This window comes from Agromyces sp. NPDC055658, assembly GCF_053618155.1.
Genome location: NZ_JBSHHD010000004.1, coordinates 135,303 through 161,577 on the forward strand (window position 1 = coordinate 135,303; position 26,275 = coordinate 161,577).

At 72.1% G+C, this 26,275-nt stretch carries 26 protein-coding genes; 10 read left to right on the top strand and 16 right to left on the bottom strand.

What is annotated here, in order from left to right:
- Positions 1 to 90 precede the first annotated feature (90 nt).
- The 3 genes from ACWGPE_RS03670 (at position 91) to ACWGPE_RS03680 (ending at position 2,338) form a co-directional block, all read left to right on the top strand.
- Entirely contained in the window at positions 91 to 756 is a 666-nt protein-coding gene (locus ACWGPE_RS03670; RefSeq protein ID WP_452048181.1) for an ABC transporter ATP-binding protein, read from the top strand.
- A gap of 110 nt (positions 757 to 866) precedes the next feature.
- A complete protein-coding gene (locus tag ACWGPE_RS03675) occupies positions 867 to 1,574 on the top strand; it encodes an amidase domain-containing protein (protein ID WP_231432074.1) in 708 nt (235 codons plus the stop codon).
- 59 nt (positions 1,575 to 1,633) lie between these two features.
- Complete coding sequence (locus ACWGPE_RS03680; RefSeq protein ID WP_452048170.1) at positions 1,634 to 2,338, top strand: amidase domain-containing protein; 705 nt, start codon at positions 1,634 to 1,636, stop codon at positions 2,336 to 2,338.
- Positions 2,339 to 2,364: 26 nt separating this feature from the next.
- Here ACWGPE_RS03680 and ACWGPE_RS03685 read toward each other — a convergent pair whose 3' ends face one another.
- The 8 genes from ACWGPE_RS03685 to ACWGPE_RS03720 form a co-directional block, all read right to left on the bottom strand.
- Complete coding sequence (locus tag ACWGPE_RS03685) at positions 2,365 to 2,661, bottom strand: Dabb family protein (RefSeq protein ID WP_231432076.1); 297 nt, start codon at positions 2,659 to 2,661, stop codon at positions 2,365 to 2,367.
- An 8-nt stretch (positions 2,662 to 2,669) separates the two neighbouring features.
- Positions 2,670 to 3,683, bottom strand: coding sequence for a sugar phosphate isomerase/epimerase family protein (locus ACWGPE_RS03690; protein WP_231432077.1), 1,014 nt, complete (start codon positions 3,681 to 3,683; stop codon positions 2,670 to 2,672).
- On the bottom strand, positions 3,680 to 4,549 hold the full coding sequence (locus tag ACWGPE_RS03695; RefSeq protein WP_231432078.1) for a sugar phosphate isomerase/epimerase family protein: 870 nt from the start codon (positions 4,547 to 4,549) through the stop codon (positions 3,680 to 3,682). The genes ACWGPE_RS03690 and ACWGPE_RS03695 overlap by 4 nt, the downstream gene beginning before the upstream one ends.
- A gap of 151 nt (positions 4,550 to 4,700) precedes the next feature.
- Positions 4,701 to 5,906: a substrate-binding domain-containing protein gene (locus tag ACWGPE_RS03700; protein ID WP_452048171.1), complete on the bottom strand. Its 1,206-nt coding sequence runs from the start codon at positions 5,904 to 5,906 to the stop codon at positions 4,701 to 4,703.
- Entirely contained in the window at positions 5,906 to 7,141 is a 1,236-nt protein-coding gene (locus tag ACWGPE_RS03705; protein ID WP_231432080.1) for an ABC transporter permease, read from the bottom strand. The genes ACWGPE_RS03700 and ACWGPE_RS03705 overlap by 1 nt, the downstream gene beginning before the upstream one ends.
- On the bottom strand, positions 7,138 to 8,223 hold the full coding sequence (locus tag ACWGPE_RS03710) for an ABC transporter permease (RefSeq protein ID WP_376930930.1): 1,086 nt from the start codon (positions 8,221 to 8,223) through the stop codon (positions 7,138 to 7,140). Before ACWGPE_RS03710 ends, ACWGPE_RS03705 begins: the two co-directional genes overlap by 4 nt.
- Positions 8,220 to 9,770, bottom strand: a complete 1,551-nt coding sequence (locus ACWGPE_RS03715) for a sugar ABC transporter ATP-binding protein (RefSeq protein ID WP_231432082.1) — start codon at positions 9,768 to 9,770, stop codon at positions 8,220 to 8,222. Before ACWGPE_RS03715 ends, ACWGPE_RS03710 begins: the two co-directional genes overlap by 4 nt.
- On the bottom strand, positions 9,767 to 10,873 hold the full coding sequence (locus tag ACWGPE_RS03720) for a Gfo/Idh/MocA family protein (protein ID WP_231432083.1): 1,107 nt from the start codon (positions 10,871 to 10,873) through the stop codon (positions 9,767 to 9,769). The genes ACWGPE_RS03715 and ACWGPE_RS03720 overlap by 4 nt, the downstream gene beginning before the upstream one ends.
- Before the next feature lie 116 nt (positions 10,874 to 10,989).
- On the opposite strand from ACWGPE_RS03720, the gene ACWGPE_RS03725 reads away from it, so the two are divergent.
- Positions 10,990 to 12,177 (top strand): ROK family transcriptional regulator, encoded by a 1,188-nt coding sequence (locus ACWGPE_RS03725; RefSeq protein ID WP_231432084.1) that lies wholly within the window; start codon positions 10,990 to 10,992, stop codon positions 12,175 to 12,177.
- Between the two features lie 88 nt (positions 12,178 to 12,265).
- Here the strand turns inward: ACWGPE_RS03725 and ACWGPE_RS03730 are convergent, their stop codons facing one another.
- Both ACWGPE_RS03730 and ACWGPE_RS03735 read right to left on the bottom strand, forming a co-directional pair.
- On the bottom strand, positions 12,266 to 13,225 hold the full coding sequence (locus tag ACWGPE_RS03730) for a sugar phosphate isomerase/epimerase family protein (protein WP_452048172.1): 960 nt from the start codon (positions 13,223 to 13,225) through the stop codon (positions 12,266 to 12,268).
- 174 nt (positions 13,226 to 13,399) lie between these two features.
- A complete protein-coding gene (locus tag ACWGPE_RS03735) occupies positions 13,400 to 13,873 on the bottom strand; it encodes a DUF1772 domain-containing protein (RefSeq protein WP_231432086.1) in 474 nt (157 codons plus the stop codon).
- A 58-nt stretch (positions 13,874 to 13,931) separates the two neighbouring features.
- Between ACWGPE_RS03735 and ACWGPE_RS03740 the strand changes: the two genes are divergently transcribed.
- Entirely contained in the window at positions 13,932 to 14,495 is a 564-nt protein-coding gene (locus ACWGPE_RS03740; protein WP_275506273.1) for a TetR/AcrR family transcriptional regulator, read from the top strand.
- Between the two features lie 3 nt (positions 14,496 to 14,498).
- Here ACWGPE_RS03740 and ACWGPE_RS03745 read toward each other — a convergent pair whose 3' ends face one another.
- Positions 14,499 to 14,963: a DUF1294 domain-containing protein gene (locus tag ACWGPE_RS03745; RefSeq protein WP_376930924.1), complete on the bottom strand. Its 465-nt coding sequence runs from the start codon at positions 14,961 to 14,963 to the stop codon at positions 14,499 to 14,501.
- Between the two features lie 105 nt (positions 14,964 to 15,068).
- On the opposite strand from ACWGPE_RS03745, the gene ACWGPE_RS03750 reads away from it, so the two are divergent.
- Together ACWGPE_RS03750 and ACWGPE_RS03755 are read left to right on the top strand one after the other, a co-directional pair.
- Entirely contained in the window at positions 15,069 to 15,764 is a 696-nt protein-coding gene (locus tag ACWGPE_RS03750) for a YqaJ viral recombinase family protein (protein ID WP_374201150.1), read from the top strand.
- Complete coding sequence (locus ACWGPE_RS03755) at positions 15,761 to 16,564, top strand: alpha/beta fold hydrolase (protein ID WP_231432089.1); 804 nt, start codon at positions 15,761 to 15,763, stop codon at positions 16,562 to 16,564. Before ACWGPE_RS03750 ends, ACWGPE_RS03755 begins: the two co-directional genes overlap by 4 nt.
- Before the next feature lie 16 nt (positions 16,565 to 16,580).
- Here the strand turns inward: ACWGPE_RS03755 and ACWGPE_RS03760 are convergent, their stop codons facing one another.
- On the bottom strand, positions 16,581 to 17,288 hold the full coding sequence (locus tag ACWGPE_RS03760) for a Pr6Pr family membrane protein (protein WP_231432090.1): 708 nt from the start codon (positions 17,286 to 17,288) through the stop codon (positions 16,581 to 16,583).
- Positions 17,289 to 17,390: 102 nt separating this feature from the next.
- On the opposite strand from ACWGPE_RS03760, the gene ACWGPE_RS03765 reads away from it, so the two are divergent.
- Positions 17,391 to 18,380 carry an NADP-dependent oxidoreductase gene (locus ACWGPE_RS03765; protein WP_452048173.1) on the top strand — a complete coding sequence of 330 codons (990 nt, stop codon included), beginning with the start codon at positions 17,391 to 17,393 and terminating at the stop codon, positions 18,378 to 18,380.
- Between the two features lie 15 nt (positions 18,381 to 18,395).
- Here ACWGPE_RS03765 and ACWGPE_RS03770 read toward each other — a convergent pair whose 3' ends face one another.
- Positions 18,396 to 19,352: an ArsR/SmtB family transcription factor gene (locus tag ACWGPE_RS03770; protein WP_231432092.1), complete on the bottom strand. Its 957-nt coding sequence runs from the start codon at positions 19,350 to 19,352 to the stop codon at positions 18,396 to 18,398.
- A gap of 55 nt (positions 19,353 to 19,407) precedes the next feature.
- Here ACWGPE_RS03770 and ACWGPE_RS03775 point away from each other — a divergent pair, with 55 nt between their 5' ends.
- Positions 19,408 to 20,817 carry an MFS transporter gene (locus ACWGPE_RS03775; protein WP_452048174.1) on the top strand — a complete coding sequence of 470 codons (1,410 nt, stop codon included), beginning with the start codon at positions 19,408 to 19,410 and terminating at the stop codon, positions 20,815 to 20,817.
- Between the two features lie 30 nt (positions 20,818 to 20,847).
- Here the strand turns inward: ACWGPE_RS03775 and ACWGPE_RS03780 are convergent, their stop codons facing one another.
- Positions 20,848 to 21,525: an N-acetyltransferase family protein gene (locus ACWGPE_RS03780; RefSeq protein WP_452048175.1), complete on the bottom strand. Its 678-nt coding sequence runs from the start codon at positions 21,523 to 21,525 to the stop codon at positions 20,848 to 20,850.
- A gap of 59 nt (positions 21,526 to 21,584) precedes the next feature.
- Here ACWGPE_RS03780 and ACWGPE_RS03785 point away from each other — a divergent pair, with 59 nt between their 5' ends.
- On the top strand, positions 21,585 to 22,970 hold the full coding sequence (locus ACWGPE_RS03785; protein WP_452048176.1) for an ATP-binding protein: 1,386 nt from the start codon (positions 21,585 to 21,587) through the stop codon (positions 22,968 to 22,970).
- Between the two features lie 150 nt (positions 22,971 to 23,120).
- Here the strand turns inward: ACWGPE_RS03785 and aceB are convergent, their stop codons facing one another.
- Both aceB and aceA read right to left on the bottom strand, forming a co-directional pair.
- Positions 23,121 to 24,788, bottom strand: a complete 1,668-nt coding sequence (gene aceB / locus ACWGPE_RS03790; RefSeq protein ID WP_452048177.1) for a malate synthase A — start codon at positions 24,786 to 24,788, stop codon at positions 23,121 to 23,123.
- A 106-nt stretch (positions 24,789 to 24,894) separates the two neighbouring features.
- On the bottom strand, positions 24,895 to 26,229 hold the full coding sequence (gene aceA / locus ACWGPE_RS03795; protein WP_231432097.1) for an isocitrate lyase: 1,335 nt from the start codon (positions 26,227 to 26,229) through the stop codon (positions 24,895 to 24,897).
- Positions 26,230 to 26,275: the final 46 nt, after the last annotated feature.

Below are 26,275 nucleotides of genomic sequence, written 5' to 3' on the forward strand. Positions count from 1 at the left end.
GCCGTCGAGACCGGGGCCGTGCACGCCGCCGGCGCCGAGGCATCCACCGAAACCGGGCCGGCGACGCCCGCCCGACCGAAGGGAACCCACATGTACGTGCTCGAGAACGTCACGAAGCAGTACCCCGGCAAGCGCACGGTCACCGCGCTGAAGGACGTCAGCCTCGAGATCGCAGCCGGCCAGATGGTCGCGATCCAGGGGCCGACGGGCGGTGGCAAGTCCACGCTGCTGCAGATGCTCGGCGCGCTCGACCGGCCGACCTCCGGCCGGGTGCGGCTCGGCGAGTCCGACATCTCGCACCTGCCCGACGCGAAGCTCGCCCGGGTTCGCGCGAAGGAGGTGGGCTTCGTCTTCCAGGGGTTCAACCTCATTCCGACGCTCACGGCGCAGGAGAACGTCGAGACCGCCCTCGAGCCGCTCGGCGTGCCGGGGCCGGAGCGGCGCCGGCGCGCCGCCGAGGCGCTCGCCGCCGTGGGGCTCGCCGACCGCGCGACGCACGTGCCCGGTGAGCTCTCGGGCGGGCAGCAGCAGCGGGTCGCGATCGCCCGCGCCCTGGTGAAGGAGCCCGACGTGCTGCTCGCCGACGAGCCGACGGGCGCGCTCGACGAGGAGACCCGCGACGAGATCCTGGGCCTGCTCGAGGGGCTGTGGCGCGACCGCGGGCTCACGCTCGTCATCGTCACGCACGACTCGGCCGTCGCGCGGCGGGCCGAGCGGCGCCTGCACATCAAGCACGGCACGGTCACCGAGCGCTGATGCGACGTCCGTCGAAGCGCGGATGCCTCGCCGGGAGCACTCCCGGCGAGGCGTCCGCGCACTCGTCCGTTCGGATGGAACGCGGAGGAAGACCGCCTACGGTCGAATCGATGTCGCAGCCACCGCACCCCCGCGCCCTCCCCCGCCGAGCCGTGCTGATCGGCGGCGGCGTCGCCGCCGTCGCGGCCACCGGCGGCGCCCTCGCCTGGCTCTTCGGGCAGTCGCCCGCCCCCTCGGCCGCGTCGGCCGACTCGATCGACGCCGCGACCGCCCGGCCGACGCCGGGCGCCGACGCGAGGGCCGACTCGACGGTCGCCGCGGCCGCGGTGAGCCCCGCGGTCGCGGCCCAGCTCGCCTACCTGCGCGCCCACTGGCAGGACACGTCAAGCGAGGAGTTCGGCTACATCGACGAGAACGACTGCGTGAACTTCGCGAGCCAGGGGCTGCTCGCCCGCGGCTGGACCGAGGACGACGAGTGGTGGTACTCGGCCGACGGCGACCCGTGGGCCTCGAGCGACGCCTGGATCAGCTCGACCGTGCTGCGCGACTACCTCGAGCTGCACCCCGAGCGGGCGACCGCCCTCGACGACACGCAACGTTCCCTCGTGAAGCCCGGCGACCTCGTGCAGTTCGACTGGGACGGCACCGGCGACCGCGATCACACGGGCACCGTGACGGCCGTCGTCGTCGGCGCCGACGGCGCGGTCTCGATCGAGTACGCCGGCCACACCGACGCCACTTGGGACCGCACGGTCGACGAGGCGATCACCGAGATCCATCCCGGCGGCGTCGCGTACTACTGGAGCATCCCCGAGTAGCGCCCGACGATGCGCGTGCCCTCCGGCCGACCGTCGACGCACGACGTAGCGTGGAACCGATGAGCCAGCCGACCCCGCGACCCTCTCCCGGCGTGTACCTGCGCCGGCGCCTCGTCGTGGGCGGCGCGCTGCTCGTCGCCGTCGGGCTCGTCGTGTGGCTCGTCGTGGCGATCGTGACCGCGGCGGTCGCCGCCGCCACGCCGCCCGACCCGACCGGGCCGGGAACGCAGGGCGGCCACGGCAGCCGTCCGAACGCGGCGGCGCTCGAGCTCGACCCCGAGCTGCCGGCCCCCGTGCTGCGCCAGCTCGAGTACGTGCGCGAGCACTGGGACGGCGCGAACGAGCAGTACGGCGTGCTCGGCGACGACGACTGCGTGAACTTCGCCTCGCAGTCGCTCGTCGAGCGCGGCTGGCAGCCCGACGCCGAGTGGTGGTACTCGGCGGACGGCGACCCGTACGCGTCGAGCGACGCGTGGCGATCGTCGACCGTGTTCCGCGACTACCTCGCGGCGCACCCCGAGCGGGCGACGCCGCTCTCCGACGCGCAGCGAGCGAAGGTGAAGCCCGGCGACATCGTGCAGTTCGACTGGGACGCCTCGGGCGATCGCGACCACACCGCCATCGTCACGGCCGTCATCGAGGACGAGGACGGCGACGTGCACGTCTACTACGCGGGGCACACCGACGCGACGTGGGATCGGTCGGTCGACGACCACCCGAAGCACCCCGAGACGAAGGTGTACTTCTGGAGCGTGACGGGCTGACGCCCGCCGGCGGTCGCGACCGCCGGTCAGGCCGGTTCGAAGTCGAACTCCTGGAAGTCGGCGACCTCGGGCACCCAGCGCTCCTCCACGAAGCCGACGTGAGCGGGATGGCGGTTGTAGGCGTCATACGCCGCGGCATCCGCGAACACCATGCGGAACTGGTGGGTGAACGGGCTCCCGGGGCTGACCTGACGCATGACCGCGAAGCCCGTCACCCCGGGGATCGCCGTCAGCGTGTCGCGGCCGGCGCGCAGGAACGCCGACTCCTCGTCGGAGCCGGCCTCGTGCACGAGGCGGAAGACGACGGTGTGCTCGATCGGCATGCGAGCCCCTACTGGTTCGAGAACGCCGCGTCGAACGAGGCGGTCGGGCGCGGGAAGAGCTTCGAGCGGATGAACCCGACCGCCTCGGCGGCACCGTGCAGCCGGTCCATGCCGGCGTCCTCCCACTCGACCGAGATCGGGCCCGTGTAGCCGATCGCGTCGAGCGCGCGGAACGCGTCCTCCCACGGCACGTCGCCGTGCCCCGTCGAGACGAAGTCCCAGCCGCGCCGCGGGTCGCCCCACGGCAGGTGCGAGCCGAGGATTCCCGGCCGGCCGGTCGCGGGCCGCATCCTCGTGTCCTTGCAGTCGACGTGGTAGATCCGGTCCTGGAAGTCCCAGATGAAGCCGACGGGGTCGATGCCCTGCCACATCATGTGCGAGGGGTCCCAGTTGAAGCCGAACGCGGCGCGGCGGTCGATCGCCTCGAGCGTGCGCACGCTCGTCCAGTAGTCGTAGGCGATCTCGGAGGGGTGGACTTCGTGGGCGAAGCGCACGCCCTCGGCGTCGAACACGTCGAGGATGGGGTTCCAGCGGTTCGCGAAGTCCTCGTAGCCGGCGTCGATGACGCTCGCCGGCACGGGCGGGAACATGGCCACGTACGGCCAGATCGCCGAGCCCGTGAACCCGACGACGGTGTCGACGCCGAGCGCGCGGGCGACCCGCGCCGCCCGCTTCATGTCGTCGGCGGCACGCTGCCGCACCCCCTCGGGGTCGCCGTCGCCCCACGTGTACGGGCGCACGATCGCCTCGTGGCGGAAGTCGATCGGATCGTCGCAGACGGCCTGGCCCGTCAGGTGGTTCGAGATCGCGTGGACCTCGAGCCCGTGCCGCTTCAGGATCTCCTGCCGCTCGGCGAGGTAACCGGGCTCCTCCTCCGCCAGCTTCAGGTCGAGGTGGTCGCCCGAGCAGGCGATCTCGAGCCCGTCGTAGCCCCAATCGGCGGCGAGGCGCGCCACCTCGGCGAACGGCAGGTCGGCCCACTGGCCGGTGAACAGCGTGACGGGATGGGTTGCGGCGGTCATGCGGGGTACCTTTCGTCGTTCAGGGCGGTCAGGTAGCGGATGCTTCGTGCCGCCAGCTCGTCCTGCGAGGGCGCGAGCGGCCGCCAGACCGAGGCGGCCACCGCGATCGTGGCGTTCTCGCCCGTGAAGCTCTCGAGCCCGAGCGCCCCGGCGTACCCGACCTCGTCGAGTGCGTCGAGGAACGCCGGCCAGTCGAGGTGGTCGTCGCCGACGGCGCCGCGGTCGTTGCCGCAGACCTGCACGTAGGCGAGGTTCGGGCCGGCCGCACGGATCGCGTCGCCGATCGACTTCTCCTCGATGTTGAGGTGGTAGCTGTCGAGCGCGAGCCCGAGGCCGGGGCCGAGCAGCGGCCCGAGCGCCTCGAGCGCCTGCTCGACCGTGTTCACGAGGCTCGTCTCGTACCGGTTGAGCGGTTCGATCGCGAGCCGGATGCCACGAGCCTCGGCCTGTCGCACGAGCGGCGCGAGCGCCGTGCGGAGCTCGCGGTACCGGGCCTCGCGCTCCTCGGCGTCCATGCGCCAGGCGCGGCCGGTGGCCGCGGTGAAGGGGCCGGCCACGACCGGGGAGCCGAGGCGCTCGGCGACGCCGAGGCAGTGCACGAGGTAGTTCTGGGTCGCCACGATCTCGGAGCCGGGCGCGGCGACGAGGTTGCGGCCGGGGCCCATCGCCCCGATCACGATCGGGGCGAGGCGGTGCTCGCGCAGGATCTCCACCGCGGCATCCGCCGACCAGTCGCCGGGGTTCTCGACCGGCAGCTCGATCGCCCCGAAGCCGAGCGCCGCCGCCTTCGCGGCGAGCGCGGGCAGGTTCTCGGCGGTGAGGGGCGAAGCCCACACCCAGGTGTTCACGCCGATGGTGCGGCGCATGCTGCCTCCTTGCAGAACTCCGTCGGTCGAGTAGGGAGCGAAGCGAGCGTATCGAGACCCGCCGCCGGTCGACGAGCGCAGCGTATCGAGACCACGATCGTGCGTGTGGTCCCGATACGCGCTCCGCGCTCCTCGACCGACGGATCAGGGTTTACGGGATGATCCGGTCCTCCCAGACCTGCGGGTAGCCGGGCAGGTCCTCGCCGCCGAACTTGGCGTAGTGCCCGTCGGGCATGTTCTCGTTGAGCGCGAGGTACTCGTCGACCTCCTCCGCGGTGATCGGCGACTGCGGCAGCACCCACTCCTGGGGCACCTCCTCGCCGGCGAAGATCTTCTGCGCGGCGAGCAGCGGCGTGCGCCACTGGAAGTTCGAGTACACCGGCGCGAGGCCCGTGAGCCCGGTCTCCTTCCACTTGCGGAGGAAGCTCATCTCGTCCTCGCCCGTCATCACCGGGTAGTCGGCGCCGGCATCCTCGAACGCCTCGATGGCGGCGACGGCGCCGTCGCCGGCGTCCATCCAGATGCCCTGGACGTCGCCCTTGGCGAGCTCGTCGGAGATGATCTTCTTGATCTCGGCGGGGTCGGCGCCCGTGAAGTAGTCGACGGCCTCGATGCCGGCCTCGTCGAACAGCTTCTCGGCCGCGGCCCAGCGCTGCTCGAGCACGTCGACGCCCGGCAGGATGCGCAGTGCCACGACCTTGTCGCCCTCGTCGAGCTCGTCGATGAGGAACTCGGCCGTGTCGATGCCCCACGCGAATCCGCCGATGGGGTGGATGAACGTGACGGGGCAGTCGGTCTGCACGCCGCGGTCGAACACGACGACGGGCTTGCCCGTGTCGCAGGCGCGCTCGACGGCCGGGGTCATCGCCGCCGTCGAGTTCGGCGAGATGAGGAAGATGTCGCAGTTGCCCTCGTTGATGAAGTAGTCGATGTCGGCGATCTGCGTGTCGTCGGAGTCCTGCGCGTCGCGGGTCTCCATCTCGCTGATCACACCGGCGTCCTGCAGCACCTTCAGCTGCTGGTTCATCGTGATCCAGCCGGTCTGGCGCCACGGGTTCGAGATCGAGGCGTTGGCGAAGCACGCCTTCTTCGCCCCGTCGCTCGCGAACTCCGAGGTGTCGACCATCTCGGCGTTGATGTACTGCAGCCACGGCTGCCCTTCGGGGCCCTCGGGCACGACGTCGCGTTCGGCGTCCTGCTTGTCGAAGAGCTCCTGGTCGAACCACTCGACCGCTTCCTCCGTGGCGCCGGCGTCTTCCGTCGGCGCGGCCACGTTGGGGTCGGTGGTACAGCCGGCCATCGTCAGCAGCGCGAGGGCGCCGACCATTGCGGATGCCACCGCATACTTGCGTCGCATCACGAACCTCCCTTGGTTTCGTTGTCAGCCCTCGACGTCGAGGGAATGGATGCAGGGCGAGCGGATGCCTCGGCATCGCGCTCCTCCGCCGGTGCCGGCGAAGTCTGGGTCGCCGTGTCCGGCGAGGTCTGGGTGGCGGTCCCGGGCGAGCCGCCCGATGCCGCGTCGGATGCCTCGGCCGAGGCATCCGGAATCGTCGTCGATGCCGCGGGTGCCGGATCGATGCCCTTGCCGCGGCGTCGTGCGCGGAAGGTGGTCGCCGAGTAGGCGACCGCGATGATGATGATCGCGCCCTGCACCGCGTCGCGGTAGGTCGAGGGCACGCCGGCGAAGTTGAGCAGGGTGAACAGGGCCTCGAGCGCGAACGCGCCCGCCGCCGCCGCGACGACCCAGCCGCGCCCGCCGCCGAGCACCACGCCGCCGAGCACGACCGCGGTGATCGCGATGAACTCGTAGCCGCGACCGACCGACGGGTGGACACCGGCGTAGCCCACGAGCAGCACGCCCGCGATCGTCGCGGAGAGCGAGGAGATCATGAAGGTCGACGTCTTCACCCACCAGCTGCGGGCGCCCGCGAACCGCGCGGTCGTCGGGTTGTCGCCGAGCGCGATGATCGTGCGGCCGAACGGGCGCTTCGAGAACCAGATCGCGACGGCGAGCACGACGGCGAGCACGAGGACCGACCACGGCAGGATGTCGATGACGGGGATGCCGCGGATGCCGCCGCGCCCGATCTCGCGGAACCCGTCGGCGGGGTTGCCGGTCGCGGCGCCGCCCGTCCAGTAGAGGGTGCCGCCGAGCAGCGCGAGCATCATGCCGAGGGTGACGATGAAGCTCGGCACCTTGAGGAACGAGACGATGAGTCCGTTGACCAGCCCGATGAGGGCGCCGAACGCGAGCATGAGCGCGAGCACGGGCAGCGACTTCGCCTCGTCCTGGCCGATGAGGTTGCCGGCGATCACGACCTGGGCCGTGACGACCGATCCCATCGACAGGTCGAACTCGCCGCCGACGATGACGAAGTACTGGCCGATCGCGACGATCGCGATGGGCGCCACGCGCTGGATGAAGCGGATGAACTGGCTCGGTTCGGCGAACGACGGGTTCAGGACGGTGATCGCGACCAGCAGCACGATGAGCAGCAGGAACACGGCGCCGCGCGGGCTCACGAGGGTGCGGCCGAGGTCGGCCAGGCGGCTGCCCAGGTCGCGGCGGTCGGTGCTGACGGCGGTCATGCGCGGGCCTCCTCTCGTGCGTCGTTCCCGTCGGCGTCGCCTCCGGCGCCGTCGGGGCCGGTCGGCGGTGCCGAGGCGTTCGCGAACCTCGGCCTGCGCCGGTCGACCGACCGGCTCGTGTAGACCGCGACGGCCGCGACGATGACGACGCCGCGCACGACGTCCTTCAGGAAGGGGTTCACCTGCATGACGCTCATCACGTTGTCGACGACGGCGAAGATCGCGACGCCGCCGATCGTGCCCCAGATCGAGCCGCGGCCGCCCATGAGCAGGGTGCCGCCGAGCACGACCGCGGCGATCGAGAGCAGGTCGTAGCCGCCCTGGGTGCCGACGACCGGACTGCCGACGCCGAGCCGGCTCGCGAGCAGCAGCCCGGCGAGCGCCGCCGTGATCGAGCACAGCATGTGCGCGACGATGAGCGGTCGTGCGGTGCGGATGCCCGACAGGCGCGCGACCTGCTCGTTGCCGCCGACCGCGAACATGTGGTTGCCGGTGCGCGTGCGGGCGAGGAAGAACGCCCCGGCGAGCGCGACGAGCAGCATGAGCAGCGTCGAGACGGGGATCGGTCCGATGCCCGTGGCACCGATGAGCTGGAACTCCCACGGCACCTGGCCGCTCGTGCCCTTGTAGTTCGTGTCGAGGTAGCCCTTGATGATGAGGCCGGTGCCGAGCGTCGCGATGAAGCCGTTGACCTTGAGCTTCGTGACGATGAGCCCGTTCGCGAGCCCGATGACCGCGGCGACGACGATCACGGCGACGACGGCCATCGGGATGTTCGCGGGGTTGCCGGCCATGAGGTCGGCCGCGATGAGGCTCGACAGGCTCACGACGTAGGGCACCGACAGGTCGAGGGACGCGCACAGGATGACGAGGGTCTGGCCGATGGCGACGAAGCCGAGCACGCTCATTCCGGTGAGGATGTCGCGGATGTTGCCGGCGCTGAAGAAGTTGCGGCCGACGGAGGCGACGAGGACGGCGCCGATCGCGATGACCGCGACCAGCGCGATGCCGACGATGAGGCTCGAGTCGAGCCGGCGACGGCGCGGTGTCGCGCGCCGGGCGGTGGGGGTCGTCGCGCTCATCGCAGCTCCTCCCCGCCGACGCGCAGGGTTCCCGTCGCGGCGCCGAGGATCGTCGCCTCGTCGCTGCGAGCCGGCAGTTCGGCCGAGGCCCGGCCGTCGTGCATGACGATGATGCGATCGGACATGCCGATCACCTCGGGCAGTTCGGACGAGATCATCAGGATGGCGACCCCTTCTTTCGCGAGTCGGCGCATGAGCGTGTAGACGGCGACCTTCGCGCCGACGTCGATGCCGCGGGTCGGTTCGTCGAGGAGTACGACGCGGGGCTTGGTCGCGAGCCATTTCGCGAGGACGACCTTCTGCTGGTTGCCGCCCGAGAGGAACTGCACCTCCTGGTCGAGGCCGCGCGACGACAGCTCGAGCGAGGAGAGCACGCCCGGCAGCTCTCGCCGCGTCTCGCGGGTGCGCCGCGAGAACACCGAGCGGATCACGAGGAGCGCGTTGTCGGCGATCGACTGGTTGAGCGCGAGGCCCTGGGCCTTGCGGTCCTCGGTGATGAGGGCGACGCCCCGCCTCACCGCCTGCCGGGCCGAGGAGATCTGCACCGGCCGGCCGTCGAGGCGCAGCTCGCCGCGCGTGAACGGCGCGATGCCGAACACGGCCTCGACGAGTTCGGTGCGACCCGAGCCCTGCAGGCCCGCGACACCGACGATCTCACCGGCGCGCAGCTCGAGGTCGACCCCGTCGACGTAGGCGTTGCCGGCGGCGCGGAGCTCGAGCCGGGGCTCGCCCCTCACGGTGCCCGGCTCGGGGTCGGGGAAGTACGCGGAGATCGGCCGGCCGACCATCCGCCGCACGAGCTCGTCGGTGTCGAGCTCGGACGCGGGCCCGCTCGAGACGAGCGCACCGTCTTTCAGCACCGTGATCGTGTCGCAGAGGTCGAAGATCTCCTTCAGCCGGTGCGAGACGTAGATGATCGCGACGCCGCGCGCCTGCAGGCGCCGGACGATCGCGTAGAGCAGCTCGACCTCGTGATCGGCGAGCGCGGCGGTCGGCTCGTCCATCTGGATGACCCGGGCGTCGACCGAGAGCGCCTTGACGATCTCGACGATCTGCTGCTCGGCGACGGTCAGGGTGCGGACCGGCGCGTCGGCGTCGATCGAGTCGATGCCGAGCTCGGCGAGCAGCGCCCGCGTCTCGGCGAGCATCGCCTTGCGGTCGACGAGGCCGCGCCGCTTCGGCTCGCGACCGAGGAAGACGTTCTGCGCGACCGTGCGCTCGGGCAGCAGGTTGAACTCCTGGAAGACCGTCGCGAGGCCGGCCCGCGCGGCCTGCACGGGGTGGCTGAACGCGACCTCCTCGCCGCCGAGTCGCACACTGCCCGCGTCGCGCTCGTAGACGCCCGCGAGGATCTTCATGAAGGTCGACTTGCCGGCGCCGTTCTCGCCGACCAGGCCGTGGACCTCGCCGGCGCGCAGGGTCAGCCCCACGCCGCGCAGCACGGTCACGCCGAAGAACGACTTCTCGAGCCCCTCGGCGACGAGCACCGGCTCGCCGGCCGCGGCGACTGCGCCGGGCGACGACGATGCGGGGGTCGCGGCGCTCATGCGGGCACCTCCGTCCAGTCGCGGCGTTCGGCCGAGGCGAGCACGGCCTCGGTGACCTGTGCGGCGCGCAGCCCGTCGGCGAAGACCGGGAGCCCGTCGGGCCGCGCGCCGTCGATCGCCGCGTAGGCGTCGGCGACGAAGGCGTTGAACGCGTCCTGGTAGCCCATCGGGTGCCCGGCGGGCACGAGCGAGAGCCGGGCCGCGTCGGCGTCGAGCCGCGCCGGATCGCGCTCGATGATGCTCGAGGCCGCGGTGCGGCCCACCCAGAGGGTGTCGGGGCGCTCCTGCTCGAACCGGATGCTCGCCTCGGTGCCCGCGAGCTCGATCGAGAGGGCGTTCTTGCGACCCGGAGCGACCTGCGAGACGAGTAGCGTGCCGAGTGCGCCGGAGGCGAACTCGACGACGAGCGCCACGAGGTCTTCGGTCTCGACGGCGACGTGGTCGACGCGCTCGGCGTACGCGGTGCTGGTCGAGGCGGTGAGCCTCGCGATGCGCTCGCCCGCGACGAACTCGACGAGGTCGACGAGGTGGGAGCCGATGTCGGCGAACGCCCGCGACGGCCCTCCGAGCGCGGGGTCGACGCGCCAGTCGTCGTCACCCGGCGTCGAGAGCCAGTCCTGCAGGTAGGCCCCGTGCACGCTGAGCAGCCGGCCGGTCTCCCCGGCGGCGACACGGGCCCGCGCCTCGCGGACCATCGGGTGGAAGCGGTAGACGAACGGCACCGCGGCGACGAGGCCGCGCTCGTCGGCGAGCCGCACGAGTTCGACGGCGTCGGCCGCGGTCGTCGCGAGCGGCTTCTCGCAGACGACGTGCTTGCCGGCCTCGAGCGCGGCCCTCGCGAAGCGGGCGTGCGTCGTGTTCGGCGTGCAGATGTGCACCACGTCGATGTCGGGGTCGGCGAGCAGGGCTTCGAACGAGTCGTAGGCGGCACCGAGACCGAGGCGCTCGGCCGCCGCGGCGGCACGACCCGAGGTCGACGAGGCGGCGCCGACGAGCTCGGCTCGGGCGGCGCGGGCGGCACGCGAGTGCACCGCGGCCATGAAGCCGCCACCGATGAAGCCGGCACGTCGTGTGCGGGTCGGGGCGATGACGTCCGTTGTCATGGGGACATCGTGACACACTCATGGCAACTTTTGCTAGCACTCCGTCAAAAGTTGTTCTCCGGACAACAGGTAGTGGCTGTGCCATACGTCGAAGACCTTGTGCTTTACTCAGTTGCATGGTGGACATCAGCCGAGGATCCGCGCTCGGCACATCGGGTGCCAGTGAGCTGTTCCAGCTCCTGCGCGACGGCGTGCCGCGCACGCGCGCGTCGCTCGCGCAATCGACCGGGCTCGCCCGTTCGACGATCGCGGCGCGGGTCGACGAGCTCATGCGGCTCGGACTCGTCACACCGGTCGCCGACGCCGCCTCGACCGGGGGGCGCCCGCCGTCGCAGTTCGCGCTCAACCCCGCCGCGCGCATCGTGCTCGCGGCCGACCTCGGCGCGTCGCACGCGACGCTCGCCGTCACCGACCTCTCCGGCACGGTGCTCGTCGAGCGCTCCGAGCCGAAGGACATCGCCCTCGGCCCCGAGGCCGTGCTCGGCTGGATGGTCGAGCAGGGACTCGCACTCATCGAGGGGCTCGGCCGCGACCGCCGCGAGCTCGTCGCCATCGGCATCGGCGTTCCCGGCCCGGTCGAGCACTCGACGGGGCGGCCGGTGAACCCGCCGATCATGCCCGGCTGGGACCGCTTCGACGTGCCCGGCTGGGTGCAGCAGCACCTCGAGGTGCCGGTGCTGGTCGACAACGACGTGAACATCATGGCCCTCGGCGAGCAGGCGCTCGCCTGGCCGCAGATCGAGCACCTCATGTTCGTGAAGGTCGCGACCGGCATCGGCTCGGGCATCATCTCGGGCGGGCGGCTGCAGCGCGGCGCGCAGGGCATCGCGGGCGACATCGGCCACGTGCGGGTGGCGCGCGGCAGCGACGTGCCCTGCCACTGCGGCAACCGCGGATGCCTCGAGGCGCTCGCCTCGGGGCCGGCGATCGCCCGCGCGCTGCGCGAGCAGGGCGTCGACGCGGCGTCCGGCGGCGATGTCGTCGAGCTCGTGAAGCGCGGCGACATCGACGCCATCCAGGCGGTGCGCCAGGCCGGTCGCGACATCGGCGAGGTGCTGACCGCGTGCGTCAGCCTCGTGAATCCCTCGGTCATCGCCATCGGCGGCTCGATGGCGCGAGCCGGCGAGCACCTCATCGCCGGCGTGCGCGAGGTCGTCTACACGCGCTCGATGCCGCTCGCGACCGAGCACCTCGCGATCGTGCAGTCGGCCGCGGCCGAGAACGCGGCCGTGCTCGGCGCGAGCATGCTCGCGATCCACCACGTGCTCTCGCCCGAGGGCATCGACGCGCTCGCCGCGCGCTGACCGCGAGGCATCCCCGGCGGTACCGGTGTCCCTGAGGTGCGGCAGCCGGGGGCGCGCCTGCCACGACGCGCCCCCGACCGCGACACCGTCAGAACCGCAGCTCGCGGAGGTAGTCGTACCCGACCTCCGCGGTCTGCAGCGGGGTGACGTCGGGAGTGTCGTTCTCGACGATGTACTCCTCGACGGCGTGCGCCCGGAAGATCCGCGCGAAGTCGATCGTGCCGGTGCCGAGGTCGGCCATGTCGCCTCCCACGTGACGGTCCTTGACGTGGAACTGCCGCACCCGCTGCGGCGCCGCGTCGATCACGTCGATCGCGAACTGCTCGGGGTCGGCGGCGCCGTCACCGCTCTGGATGCCGCCGGTGACGGCCCAGTAGAGGTCGACCTCGAGGTGCACGAGGGCGGGGTCGAGCCGCTCGGTGAGCACCTGCCACGGGGTGAGCCCGCCGCCCAGGTCGGTCGTGAACTCGTGCGCGTGGTTGTGGTAGCCGTAGGCGATGCCGTACGAGGCCGCGGCCTGCGCCTCGGCGTTCATCGTGTCGGCGAGCTGCTGCCACTCGGCGAGCGCACCCGAGGCGAAGTACGGCACGTTGAGATAGCGCTGGCCGAGCGTCGCCGCGTTCTCGAGCTTCTGCTCGAGGGCGGCCGCGTCGGACGAGGGGCCGTCGTGCGACGACGACGCCCAGACGCCGATCTCGTCGTAGAACGCGCGCAGTCCGGCGGCGGTGCGGCCGAAGTAGCCGAGCGCCTGCTCGACGCGCGGGTAGCCCATGTCCGCGATCGCGCCCAGCGTCGTGTCGTAGTCGCCGGGACCCCATGGTACTCCGAGCGCCTCGCGCACCGTCCACAGCTGGATGCTGATCTTGCCGGGCGGCACCCGCTTCCACGGCTTCGTCGCGACGTCCGCCGCGGCGGGGATCGCCCCGGCGGAGAACGTCGCGGCCGCGGCCGTCGCGCCCAGCGCTCCGAGGAGGAGGCCGCGTCGGCTCACCCCGCGCCCGGCGAGCGATTCGCGCAGCGCCCCTCGTCCGTCATGTCCGTAACACATGCTGGTTCCTTCCGTCTCGTCGTCGAGAGTCCGTGCGGAACACTGTCGCCTACTTTTGTCGTCGCGTCAATCGAAAGTTGTTTGTGATGGTCACAGAAGTCGCAACCACGTCACCTGAACGGTGCGGCGCCGGTCATACGGCGGCCGTGCGGACGGGGCGACCGCCCGCACCCGTCAGACGAGTGCGATCGTCGCGCACAGCAGCAGGATCGACAGGCCGAGCAGCACCGCACGGAGCACGATGATCGACTCCCATCGCGACTGCAGCGCGCGAGCGTCGGCCGGCACGTCGCCGGCCAGGGCCGCTGCGGTGAGCACCTTGTTGATCGGCGCCGAGATGCGGGCGAAGAGTCCGAGCCAGGCGAGCAGCAGGGCGAGCGCGATCGCCGAGAGCGTCGTGGTGACGGCCGTTCCCCAGCCGACCGCGAGCGCGACCGTGATCGCCGCCAGCACCGTGCCGAGGATGCCGACGACCGGCAGACGCCGATCGCCGTAGTAGTGGCCCCGGCCGACCACCTGCACCATGGTGCGGTCGTCGACCTCGGCATAGACGGGACGCAGCACGACCGCCGCGACCACGTCGGTGCCGAAGATCACGGCGAGGTTCAGCACTGCAAGGGCCGCGGCTGCGGCGATGACGATCGACATCTCGACTCCTTCGACTGGTGTTAGCGCTGCTAACTGTTACCGCTGCTAACATAGCGACATGGCACGCACCCCGCAAGAGGCGGAACGCTTCCGCGAACGCGAACGCCTCATCCTCGACACCACGCGTCGGATCGCCGAGGACGAGGGCTGGGCCGCAGTCACGGTGCGCCGGCTCGCCGACGAGATCGGGTTCAGCCAGCCGATCCTCTACCGTCACTTCCCCGGGGGGCGCGACGAGATCGTCGAGCGACTCGTCGTCACCGGCTATACCGAACTCGCCACCCGGATGGCGTCGCCCGACGACGACCTGCGCCACCTGATCACGGCGTACCTCGACTACGCACGCACGAATCCCGCCCTCTACGAGGCGATGGCGTCAGCACGCACGAGCTTCGCCTTCGCCTCCGGCGATACGCCCGAGGTCCTCGTCTCGGGCTTCGCCGTCGTCGAACGCGCCGCGGGCGGACGCGACGCGCACGATCGAACGGTCAGGGCCGAACTGCTCTGGAGCCTGCTGCACGGGGTCAGCGGGCTCTCGGCCGGCGGGCGACTCGACGACGCGCTCGGCGCCGACCGCGAACGGCTCATCGCGACGCTCTTCGCGACGCCAGTCGACGGGTGACGCCTACCGTGCGAGCCAGGCGAGGAGCGCGCCGAGCGCGAGCACGTTGACGACGACGCCGACCCAGAACACGCGGCGGAAGCTGCGCTTGCGCGTCTTGTGCCGCAGCCGCTGCTGCGCGACGATCGCACCGGGCCAGCCGCCGACGATGTCGAGGAGGTGCAGCGTGCGTTCGGGCACCCGCTGCGAGCCGCGCCTCGCGGCGAGCTTGTCGAGCCCGTAGGCCGCGAACGCGACGAGCGACACCGCGCCGTACCACGCTGCGATCCACCACGGCGCGACCCCGGCCACCACCGTCGCGGCGACGAGCAGTGCGAAGGCCGCGAGGACGCCCCAGCTCAGCGCGGCGGGCAGCGGGCGCGACAGGTCCCTCCCGGCGGGCGACGTCGGCGCGGTGGCGGGGCGACCGTTCGGACGGGATGCCGCGGGGCGGGCGCCGCGCGCGGCGGTCGTCGAATCACGGGCCATGCCGTCGATCGTACGATGCGCGGGTCTCGAGACGCTCGCTCGACAACCCGCTCGACGACCGCACGCCGCGCCGCATCCGACGGTGGCGGCGGGTACGCTCGGAACGTGCCAGAACCGTTCGCCCTCTTCGACCTCGAGGGCGACACGTGGGCTCCTCCGCCCGAACCCCGGCCGAGGCATCCGCACGAGACCCGCGTCGTCGCCGACTCGAGCGACCGCGTCGCCTGGCTGCGCGCCCGGTCGCAGGGCATCACGGCGACCGACGCGGCGAAGCTCGCGACGCGCGAGTCGGTGCGCACCGCCGCCCACGAGAAGCTGCACGGGTCGCGGCACAGCTTCGGCGGCAGTCGCTACACCGACCACGGCCGCGCCCGTGAGCCCGTCATCGCCGAGTGGGCGAAGCAGACGCACGGCCTCGAAGGCTCGACGCTGCTGTTCCACGCCGAGACCGAGCGGCGGCACCTCGCGACGCCCGACGGGCTGCGGGTGGCGCCGAACGGCGCACTCGAGCTGTGCGAGATCAAGACGACGTCGAAGCCCTGGCGCGGCATCCCGCGCGGGTACCTCAGACAGGTCTGGTGGCAGCAGTACGTGCTCGGCGCCGAGCGCACCCTCGTCGTGTGGGAGGAGCACGCCGACTTCGTGCCCGTCGACGACGAGCCGAAGTGCCGCTGGGTCGACCGCGACGACGACCAGATCGCGATCCTCGTCGGGCTCGCGAACGAGCTGCTGGCCGCGATCCGGCCAAACCCGCGCGCCGCCGACCCGCGCGCGTTCTACCGTCCGGGCGCCCTCGCGTGACCACGCTCCTGCTGCACGGGCTCGGCGCCGACCGCCGCCAGCCGCTCGAGCTGTTCGCCCCGGCGGTGCGCGCCGCCGCCGGCGACGACGAGCTCGTCATCGCCCCCGACGTCCGCGCCCACGGCGGCTACCTCACCGTCGGCGAGCCGGCCGACTTCGCGATCGACCGACTGGCTGCCGAGATCGCGGCGACGACGCGGGCGCAGGTCGAGAAGACGACCGGGCGACCGGTCGACGACGACGGGCCGCTGACGGTCATCGGGCTCTCGATGGGCGCCGCGATCGCGATGCGGCTTCTGCTCGGCGGCATGCTGCCCATCGACCGGGCCGTGTTCGTGCGCCCGGCCTTCGACGACCGCTCGCTGCCCGACAACCTGCGGGCGTTCCCCGTGATCGGACAGCTCCTCATCGACGCCGGCCCGGCGGGCGCCCAGGAGTTCCGCGAGCGGGAGCTCTACCAGCGGGTCGCCGACGAGTCGCCCGCCGCGGCGAAGGGGCTGCTCTCGCAGTTCACCTCCCCCGACGCGGCGCGGCGGGCCATGCGCCTCGTCGAGATCCCCCGCAACCGGGCGTTCGCGAACGACGCCGAGCTCGCCGCCCTCGGCGGACGCGGCGTCAGCACCTTCGTCATCGCGGCGCCCCGCGACCCGGTGCACCCCGTGCCCACCGCCGAGCACTGGGCCGGAGCGCTCGGCGCACCGCTGGCGATGCTCACCGAGCGCGACGCCGGCCAGGCCCGGCAGAACGCGGTGCTCGCCGAGCACCTCGCGCGGTGGCTCGAACGCGCGCCCCGCACCTGACCGGCACGAGCCCCGCTCAGCGTGCGTCGACGCGGTCTGCGTCGGAGGCGGCCTCCGGCGCCACGACCGGGGATGCCTCGGCTGCGCCGCCGCGGTACGGCCACGCCGTTCGGCTGATCGCGATGACCCCGGCACCGACGAGCAGGATGAAGGCGGCGATCGCGACGACGTACACGAGCACGCCGTCGTAGCCGACGCCGGGCTTCACGGCGGGGTCGAGGAACGGGTACGGGTACCAGCCGACGATCGCGCCGCGGAGCATCGTGTACGCGGCCCAGGCGAGCGGGAAGAGCGCGACGGTCCAGAGGCGCCGCCACGGCACCGGACGACGACCGGGCGCGAGCACCCAGTCGGCGAGCAGATAGAGCGGCGCCCAGACGTGCAGGATCTCGTTCGACCAGGGCACCGTCGTCGCCTGGTCGAGCGAGATGTCGCGCAGCAGCGTGTTGTAGACCACGAGGGTGGTGGTCATGTAGGCCGTGGCGCAGACCCGCACGACCGTGAACCCGGGGCTGTCGGTCTCGCTCCGGAACGCGAACCACGCGGCCGCGAGCAGCACGACGGCCGCGAGCGCGTTCGAGAGGATCGTGAAGAAGCTGAAGAAGTTCACCACGAAGGACCCCGGGTCCTCGACCATCGAGAGGCTCTTCACGAACTGGCCGACGATCGCGGTGATGATCAGCGCGGCGGCCAGCACCCGCAGTACCCCGAAGACCCGTCGCATCGCGCTCCCCTCGTGCCGTCGTGCGGCGCAGTCGGGCCGAGCCCGTCGCGACGCTGAGTGCAGCCTAGCGATGACGGCATGATGGAGGTGGGAGGACGACGCATGACGCAGACGACGCAGGCCCCGACGATGCACGCACTCGTGATCGACCGCACGGGCGACCCCGACGAGTTCCACCTCGCCGAGGTGCCGCGGCCACTGCGGGTGAGCGACGAGGTGCTCGTGCGGGTCGTCGCCGCGAGCCTCAACCCGATCGACGTGAAGACGCGTGCCGGCCGCGGCACCGCGGCGGCGATCACGGGCTTCCCCGTCGTGCTCGGCCACGACTTCGCGGGAATCGTCGAGCAGGTGCCCTACGCGGCGCATCCGCTGCAGCCGGGAGACCGGGTCTACGGCATGGGCCGGGTGCCCCGCACCGGCGGCAGCTTCGCCGAGCTCATCAGCGTGAGCTCGATGAGCGTCGCGCGGATGCCCGCCTCACTCGACTTCGCGCACGCCGCCGCCGTCCCGCTCGCCGCGCTCACGGCGTGGGGCGCGGTGGTCGACACGGCGCGGGTGCACGACGGCCAGCGCATGCTCGTGCATGCGGGCGCCGGCGGCGTCGGCCATTTCGCCGTACAGTTCGCGGCGTATTTCGGCGCGAACGTCACCGCGACCGCATCGGCCCGCAACGCCGAGTTCGTCCGCGACCTCGGCGCCCGCCGCGTCGTGGACTACACGACCGAGCGCTTCGAGGAGGTCGCCCGCGACCAGGACGTCGTGATCGACCTGATCGGCAACGTGAAGGACGACACGGGCGTGCGCTCGCTCGACGCGCTGCGCCCGGGCGGACTGGTCGTGAACGTGCCGACCGGCTCGTGGCCGACCATGCGGGAGGACGCGGAGGCCCGCGGCCTGCGCGCCACCGGGTACTCGGTGTCGCCCGACGCCCGCACGCTCGCGGTCATCACCCGCCTCATCGACGACGGGGCCGTGCGCGTGCACGTCGACCGCGAGCTGCCGCTCGCCGACGGCGCCGAGGCGAGCCGGCTCGTCGAAGCCGGGCACGTGCGCGGCAAGATCGTGCTGCGGATCGCGCCCGATCCCGCCTGACCGGCGGGAGGTCGCTCACCGCCCGGCGGCGAGCAGCGACGAGCCGAGTTCGCTGCGCAGGTAGAGCATGCTGTGACCGTACCGGGTCGAGACGACGAGCCCCGCGTCGCGGAGCACCCGCAGGTGCTGGTTCACCGCCGACGCGGTGACGCCGAACCGCACCCCGAGCTCGGTCGACGAGGCGGGGTCGCCGAGCGCCGAGAGCAGGCGGGCGCGCGTCTCGCCGAGCACCGCGGCGACGGCCGCCGGGTTCGCGACGTCCTCGGCCTCCCACAGGGCGCCCTGGCCGCGGGCCGGGTACATGAGCATCGGCGGGCCGTCGCCGACCGGCGCCGAGGCGCGACGCGTGAACATCGTCGGCACGAGCGTGAGCCCCGAGCCGCCGACGGCCCGGGTGCGCTCGATCGGATGCCGCAGTCGCACCGCGAGCACCCCGTCGGCGAACTCGACCGTGCTGGTCAGGCCGTTCAGCATCGTCGCGACGCCCGACTGCGCGATCTGACGGCCCCGGTGCACGACGTCGGCCTCGAGCACCGCGCGCATGCGCGGCCAGTACGGTGCGAACGACGACTCCCAGAGTTCGTCGAGCGCGGCGACGATGCGCCGCAGCGCCGCCCGGTGCGAGCCCGCGAACACCGCGGGCACCGCGCCGTGCACCGCTTCGAGGTCGCGGCGGAACACCTCGGCCGGCGTCTCGAGCAGCGCCTCGAGCTCGTCGTCGAGGCGGGTGAGCGGCGACTCCGGCCTCGGGTTCAGGAAGTCGGGCGTCCACAGGCGATCGTCGATGAGCGCCGCGAGCACGGCGTGGTCGAGACCCGCCCGTGCCGTCTCGGTGCGGGCGACCCAGGGCAGCTGCAGCGGAAACCGCGACGGGTCGCGCACGGCGCGCAACGAGAGGCCGAGCTCCGAGAGCGGCGAGATGCCGAAGCGCACGGCTGCGACATCGTTCTCGTTCAGCACGTAGCGCAACATGAAGGCATACGCTACATCAATTTCGTGGCGCCTCGGCCTCTGCCAGAACTGAACCGTGAGCCCTACCTCCCCGACCGACACCGACCCCGCTCCCGGCACCGGCTCGACGCCGGCCGTCGGCTCCGAGGCATCCCCGCCTCTCGAGACGCCGGGCGCACGCCCCACCTGGCGCGCCCGCCTCGCCGCCTCGGTCGCCGACCCGGTGCTGCGCATCCTCGTCGGCGCGACCCTCATCTCGCGGATCGGCCGCGGCATCTTCCTCGCCGTCACGGTGCTGTACTTCACCCTGATCGTCGGCCTCGCGCCGGGAGAGGTCGCGATCGTGCTCGCCTCGGCGAGCGCGGCCGGGGTCGTCGCGTCGTTCGCCGGCGGATGGCTCGCCGACCGGTTCAGCGCGAAGCGGCTGCTCATCCTCTTCACCGCGGTCGAGGGCGTGGCGCTCATCGCGTACGTCTTCGCGGGCGACTTCGCGACGGCACTCGTGATCGCCGTGGTCTGCGGGTTCTTCGAGCAGGGCGCGAACTCGACCCGCTCCGCGATCATCGCGCGCGCCTTCGAGGGCGAGTCGCGCGTGCACGCCAGGGCGGTGCTGCGCACCGTCACGAACGTCTCGATCGCGGTCGGCTCGGGCCTCGGCGCCCTCGCCCTCGCGCTCGGCACCGCCGAGGCGTACCGGGGGCTCATCATCGGCGCGGGCGTGCTCTACCTGCTCGGCCTGTTCCAGCTCGTGCGGCTGCCCGCGCGCGTCGATGCACCGGCACGGCCGACGGTCGCCGACGTGGTCACCGCCACGGGTTCCGTGGATGCCGCGGCCACCGCCGACGCGATCGCCGAGGAGCGCCGCAACTGGCGCGCCCACTCGCCGTGGCGCGACCCGCGCTACCTCGCCCTCACGGTGCTCAGCGCGATCTTCGGCATGCAGTTCGGCGTCGGCGAGCTCGGCGTGCCGTTGTGGATCACCCGCGACACGTCCGCGCCCGAGGTGCTCATCGCCGCCCTGCTCATCCTCAACACGGCGATCGTCGTCGTCTTCCAGGTGCCGATGTCGCGCGGCACGCACGACCTGCGGGTCGCGGGTCGCGTCTCGGCGATCGCCGCGTGGCTCATGGCCGGGGCGTGCCTCGTGTACGCCGCGGCCGCAGGGCTGCCGACCGGGTTCGCCGTCACCGTGCTCGTGATCGCCGCACTGGCGCACGCCTTCGCGGAGGTGCTCTCGCAGGCGGGCGGCTGGGGCCTCAGCTTCGAGCTCGCCGACCCCGTGCGCGCCGGCACCTACCAGGGCGTGTTCGGCATGGGCTACTCGGTCGGTGCGCTCGCGGCACCCCTCGTGGTGAACGCCACCGCGATCTCGAACGGGCTCTGGGGCTGGACGGTGCTCGCTGTGATCTTCCTCGTCTCGGGCCTCGGCACGGCCTGGATCGCCCGGCGCGCGGCTCGCGCCGCGGCATCCCCCTCGCCCGCCTGAACTCCCGGTGACCGCTCGCGGCGCGGCGGCTCAGCCGAGCGGCTGCGCGAGCACCCAGTCGTTCTCGAGGCGGCCGCCGACGGTGAAGTGCTTGCGGCCGGCCTTCGCGAAGCCGTGCTTCTCGTAGAAGCGGATCGCCCGGGCGTTCTGCTCGTTCACGCCGAGCCAGCACGCGATCGCACCGGTCGCCCCGGCGGCGTCGAGGGTCGCCGCCATGAGCGGCGCGGCGATGCCGCCGCCGTGCTCGTCGGCACGCGTGTAGAACTTGCTGAGCTCGATCGCCGGGCGGGCGGCGACCGCGGCGGCGGCATCCGCGTCGCCTGGCTCGCCGCCCACGAGCATGCTGTATCCGACGAGCCGGGCCGACGTCCCGTCGCTGCGCTCGGCCACGAGCACGATGCGATCGGGGTCGGCCAGGTGGCTCGCGAAGTGCTCGGGCAGGAAGTTGCGCGCGACGAAGTCGGCGACGGCCTCCGCCGTCGTGTGCGGCGGGCACGCGAGCGGGAAGGTCTCGGCGGCGAGCTCCGCGAGCGGCTCGACATCGGTCGCGGCCGCAGGGCGGATGAGGAGTTCGGTCACGGCGCTCACGCCGCGATTCTGCCAGAGCACGACCCGCAGCGCGCCGAACGTGACGTCGGCGATCGCCCGCAGCGCGCCGAACGTGACGTCGGCGATCGCCCGCGACGCCGCGGTGCGCACGACGGCCATGCCGGCGCGTCGCCGGGAAGTCCTGTCGCCGGTCGGACCCGCCGTGCCATGATCGGCGCATGGCCGACCGCAGCTCGCCGCTCCTCGCCCGCTCCGACGACGGGCGATCGTTCACGATCGCGGATGCCTCCGGCACGCCGTTCACCGCCGGCACCCTGCTGCTCGTCACGGCCGACGACCGGCGGCACCTCGCGATCGTCGAGGAGCGCGGAGCGGCCGGCGGCGAGCCCGACGCCGTGCTCGGTCGCCTGATCGGCATCATCGACGGCACCCGGTTCGACCCTCGGGGCGGCTCGCCGTTCTCCGACGCCGTGGTCGAGATCGCCGACGCCGACACCATCGACCTCGTGCACGCGGCGATGGGCGCGACGCTCGAGATCGGCGTGAACCTCAGCCCGCCGATCCGCCCGGCGCGACTGCTCAGCCATCGCTTCAACCGGCACACCTTCTGGTGCGGGCAGAGCGGGTCGGGCAAGACGTACGCCCTCGGCGTCGTGCTCGAGCAGCTCATCGCGCACACCGCGCTGCCCGTCGTGGTCTTCGACCCGAACTCCGACTTCGTGCGGCTCGGCGAGCTCAACCCCGGCGCGAGCGGGCCAACGGCCGAACTGCTGGGCCAACGCGACATCCGCGTGCTGCGCCCGAGCACGCCGGGCGCCGATCCGTTGCGCGCCCGCTTCCCCGCCCTGAGCCTCGAGGCGAAGGCCGCGGTGCTCCGCCTCGACCCGGTCGCCGACCGCGAGGAGTTCAATGCGGTCGTGCATCTCGGCGACACGCTCAGCGCCGACGAGCCCGACGAGGTGCTGCCCGAGCTGCTCGGCTCCGACGATCCCGTGCGTCGTGCGCTCGGCCTTCGCATCGAGAACATGGGCCTGCTGAACTGGGAGGTGTGGGCGGGCCACGACCGCGAGGCGACGCTCGTCATCGACGAACGCGCCGACGCGACCGTGCTCGACCTGGGCGGGTTCTCGACGCCCGACCAGCACCTCGTCGTCGCGCTGTCGGTGCTCGAGGAGCTCTGGGAGCGGCGCGAGGAGCGGCGGCCCACCCTGCTCGTGATCGACGAGGCGCACAACCTCTGCTCCCCCGCGCTCACGTCGCCCCTCGCGATCGCGGTGCGCGACCGCATCGAGCAGATCGCCGCAGAGGGCCGCAAGTACGGCCTCTGGCTGCTCATCTCGACGCAGCGACCGTCGAAGGTGCACCCCGGCATCGTCTCCCAGTGCGACAACCTCGCCCTCATGAAGATGAGCTCGCCGATCGATCTCGCGGGCATCGCCGAGTACTTCGGGTATGCGCCGGCCGCGCTCGTCGCGCGCTCGCCGTGGTTCCGCCAGGGCGAGGCGCTCTTCGCCGGCGGTTTCGCCCCCGCGCCGACCCTGCTCGCGATGAACCGGCGTCTCACGCCCGAGGGCGGAAGCGACGTGGGCGTGCCCCTGCGCTGACCGCGGTCGCTCGGTGATCGGCGTCGGTCGGTCGAGCGGTCGAGCGGTCGAGCGGTCGAGCGGTCGAGTGCAGCGTCTCGAGACCACCGCGGCACAGAAGGATGCCTCGGCGGGATCGTGTCCCGCCGAGGCATCCCCTCGATCAGCCCGTCACAGGAACCGGGCGTAGGCCCCCAGCGTGAGGAACGTGGGGAACTCGGGCTCGAGCGCGACCGAGCGGAACACCTGGATGGCGTCGTCGAAGCGGTCGCCCTCGAATCGGGGCAGGCTGCGCACCGCCTCGCCCATCGCCCCGACGATGTACGTCTGGTCGATGCGGGTGCCCTCTGCGGTGACGGTGTTGTCGTGCAGCCACTGCCAGATCTGCGACCGCGAGATCTCGGCCGTCGCCGCGTCCTCCATGAGGTTCTCGATCGCCGCGGCGCCGATGCCGCGCAGCCACGACTCGATGTAGCGGATCGCGATCTGGATGTTGTCGATCACTCCCGCCTCGGTGACGGCGCCACCCACCGACGGGATGTCGAGCAGCTGGGCACCGGTCACCTCGACGTCCTCGCGCAGGCGGTCGAGCTGGTTCGGCCGCTCGCCGAGCACCGCGTCGAACTCGGCCCGTGCCGTCGGGATGAGGTCGGGGTGCGCCACCCAGGTGCCGTCGAACCCGTCGCCGGCCTCTCGGCGCTTGTCGGCCGACACCGCGGCGAGCGCACGCTCGGTCACCTCGGGGTCTCGGCGGTTCGGGATGAACGCGCTCATGCCGCCGATGGCATACGCACCGCGCTGGTGCGCCGTCGAGACGAGCAGCTCGGTGTAGGCCCGCATGAACGGCACCGTCATCGTGATCTGCGTGCGGTCGGGGAACACCCAGCGGCGGCCCCGGCTGCGGAACGTCTTCACGATCGAGAAGATGTAGTCCCAGCGACCGGCGTTGAGGCCCGCGCAGTGGTCGCGCAGCTCGAAGAGGATCTCCTCCATCTGGAAGGCGGCCTGGATGGTCTCGATGAGCACCGTCGCCCGGACGGTGCCCTGCGGCATGCCGACGTAGTCCTGCGCGAACACGAAGATGTCGTTCCAGAGCTTCGCCTCGCGGTGCGACTCGAGCTTCGGCAGGTAGAAGTACGGACCCCGGCCGAGCTCGATGAGCCGGCGTGCGTTGTGGAAGAAGTAGAGCCCGAAGTCGACGAGCGAGCCCGAGGCGTGCATGGCGCGGCCCGAGCGGTCGTGGAACTTCAGGTGCTTCTCGGTCAGGTGCCAGCCGCGCGGGCGGAACACGATCGTCGGGGTCTCCGTGATCGGGCGCTCGAGACGGTACTGCCGGCCCTCGGGGCTCGTGTACTCGAGCCGGTCGCGCAGGGCGTCGAACAGGCTCAGCTGGCCCTCGACGACGTTGCGCCAGGTGGGGCTCGTCGCGTCCTCCTGGTCGGCGAGCCAGACCTTCGCGTCGCTGTTGAGCGCGTTGATCGCCATCTTGCGGTCGGTCGGGCCGGTGATCTCGACGCGGCGGTCCTCGAGGCCGGGGCCGGCGCCGGCGACGCGCCAGCTGCGGTCCTCGCGGATGCGGGCGGTCTCGGGCAGGAACTTCGGGTCGCGCCCGTTCGCGGCGTCGACCCGGGTCTGCAGCCGGGCGGCGAGCAGCTCGTGCCGGGTGTGCGCGAACCGGTCGTGCAGCTCGGCGATGAACTCGAGCGCCTCGGGCGTGAGGATCTCGTCGTACCGCTCGCCGAGCTGGGCGGTGATCTCGATGCGCGGGTCGACGACGGCGAAGCTGCCCGTCGCGGTGCGCGGTTCGGTCTCGGCGCGTTCGAGGGTGATGGTGCTCATGGTTTCGTCTCCTTGCGACGTGCCGGCCGAGGAGCGCGGAGCGGGTGTCGAGACCGGTGTGGTGGTCTCGATACGGCGCTTCGCGCCTCCTCGACCGACGGATGCGTCAGTGGTTGAACTGGTCTTCCTCGGTCGATCCGACGAGGGCGAGCGTGGCGCTCTGCGGGTTCAGCGCGGTGGCGATCTGGTCGAAGTAGCCGGTGCCGACCTCGCGCTGGTGGCGCGTGGCGGTGTAGCCGGCCGCCTCCGAGGCGAATTCCGCCTCCTGGAGCTCGACGTAGGCCGACATGTGACGCTCGTTGTAGTCCTTGGCGAGCGTGAACATGGAGTGGTTGAGGGCGTGGAAGCCCGCGAGGGTGATGAACTGGAACGCGTAGCCCATCGACGCGAGCTCCCGCTGGAACTTCGCGATCTGGTCGTCGTCGAGGTGGCGCTTCCAGTTGAACGACGGCGAGCAGTTGTACGAGAGGCGCTTGCCGGGGAACTTCGCGTGCACGGCCTCGGCGAACCGGCGGGCGAGCTCGAGGTCGGGCTCGGCCGACTCGACCCAGAGCAGGTCGGCGTACTCGGCGTAGGCGAGGCCGCGGGCGATGACCGGCTCGATGCCGTTCTGCACCTCGTAGAAGCCCTCGGCGGTGCGCTCGCCCGTCACGAACGGGCGGTCGCGCTCGTCGTGGTCGCTCGTCAGCAGCGTCGCGGCGAGCGCGTCGGTACGGGCGATGATGATCGACGGCACGCCCGCGACGTCGGCCGCGAGGCGGGCCGCGTTGATCGTGCGGATGTGCTGCGAGGTGGGGATGAGCACCTTGCCGCCCATGTGCCCGCACTTCTTCTCGCTCGCGAGCTGGTCCTCCCAGTGCACGCCCGCGGCTCCGGCCTCGATCATCTGGTGCATGAGCTCATAGGCGTTGAGCGGTCCGCCGAAGCCCGCCTCGGCGTCGGCGACGATCGGCGCCATCCAGTCGGCGATGCCCGTGGCCGAGGCATCCGTCTCGATCTGGCCGGCCCGGAGGAGCGCGTTGTTGATGCGGCGCACGACGGCCGGCACCGAGTTCGCGGGGTAGAGCGACTGGTCGGGGTAGGTCTGGCCCGAGAGGTTCGCGTCGGCGGCGACCTGCCAGCCGCTCAGGTAGATCGCCTTGAGGCCCGCGCGAACCTGCTGCACGGCCTGGTTGCCGGTGAGGGCGCCGAGCGCGGCCGACCACTCGGGGTCCTCCATGCGCTCGAACGCGTTCCCGGTGTTCTTCTGGATGTTCTCCCAGAGCTTCTCGGCGCCGCGCTTGGCGAGCGTGCGCTCCTCCCGCACGGGGCCGCGGAGCGCGATGACGTCTTCGGCGGTGTAGTCGCGCTTGACGCCCTCCCAGCGCGGGTCGGCGTCCCACTCGAGCTGCAGCTCGGCAGCGGTCTGGGTCTGGTCGCCGGGGCGGGTGGGGGTGCTCATCGTCGTGCTCCTTCGGTCGTGCGGGGTCGTGATGCGGGATGCCTCG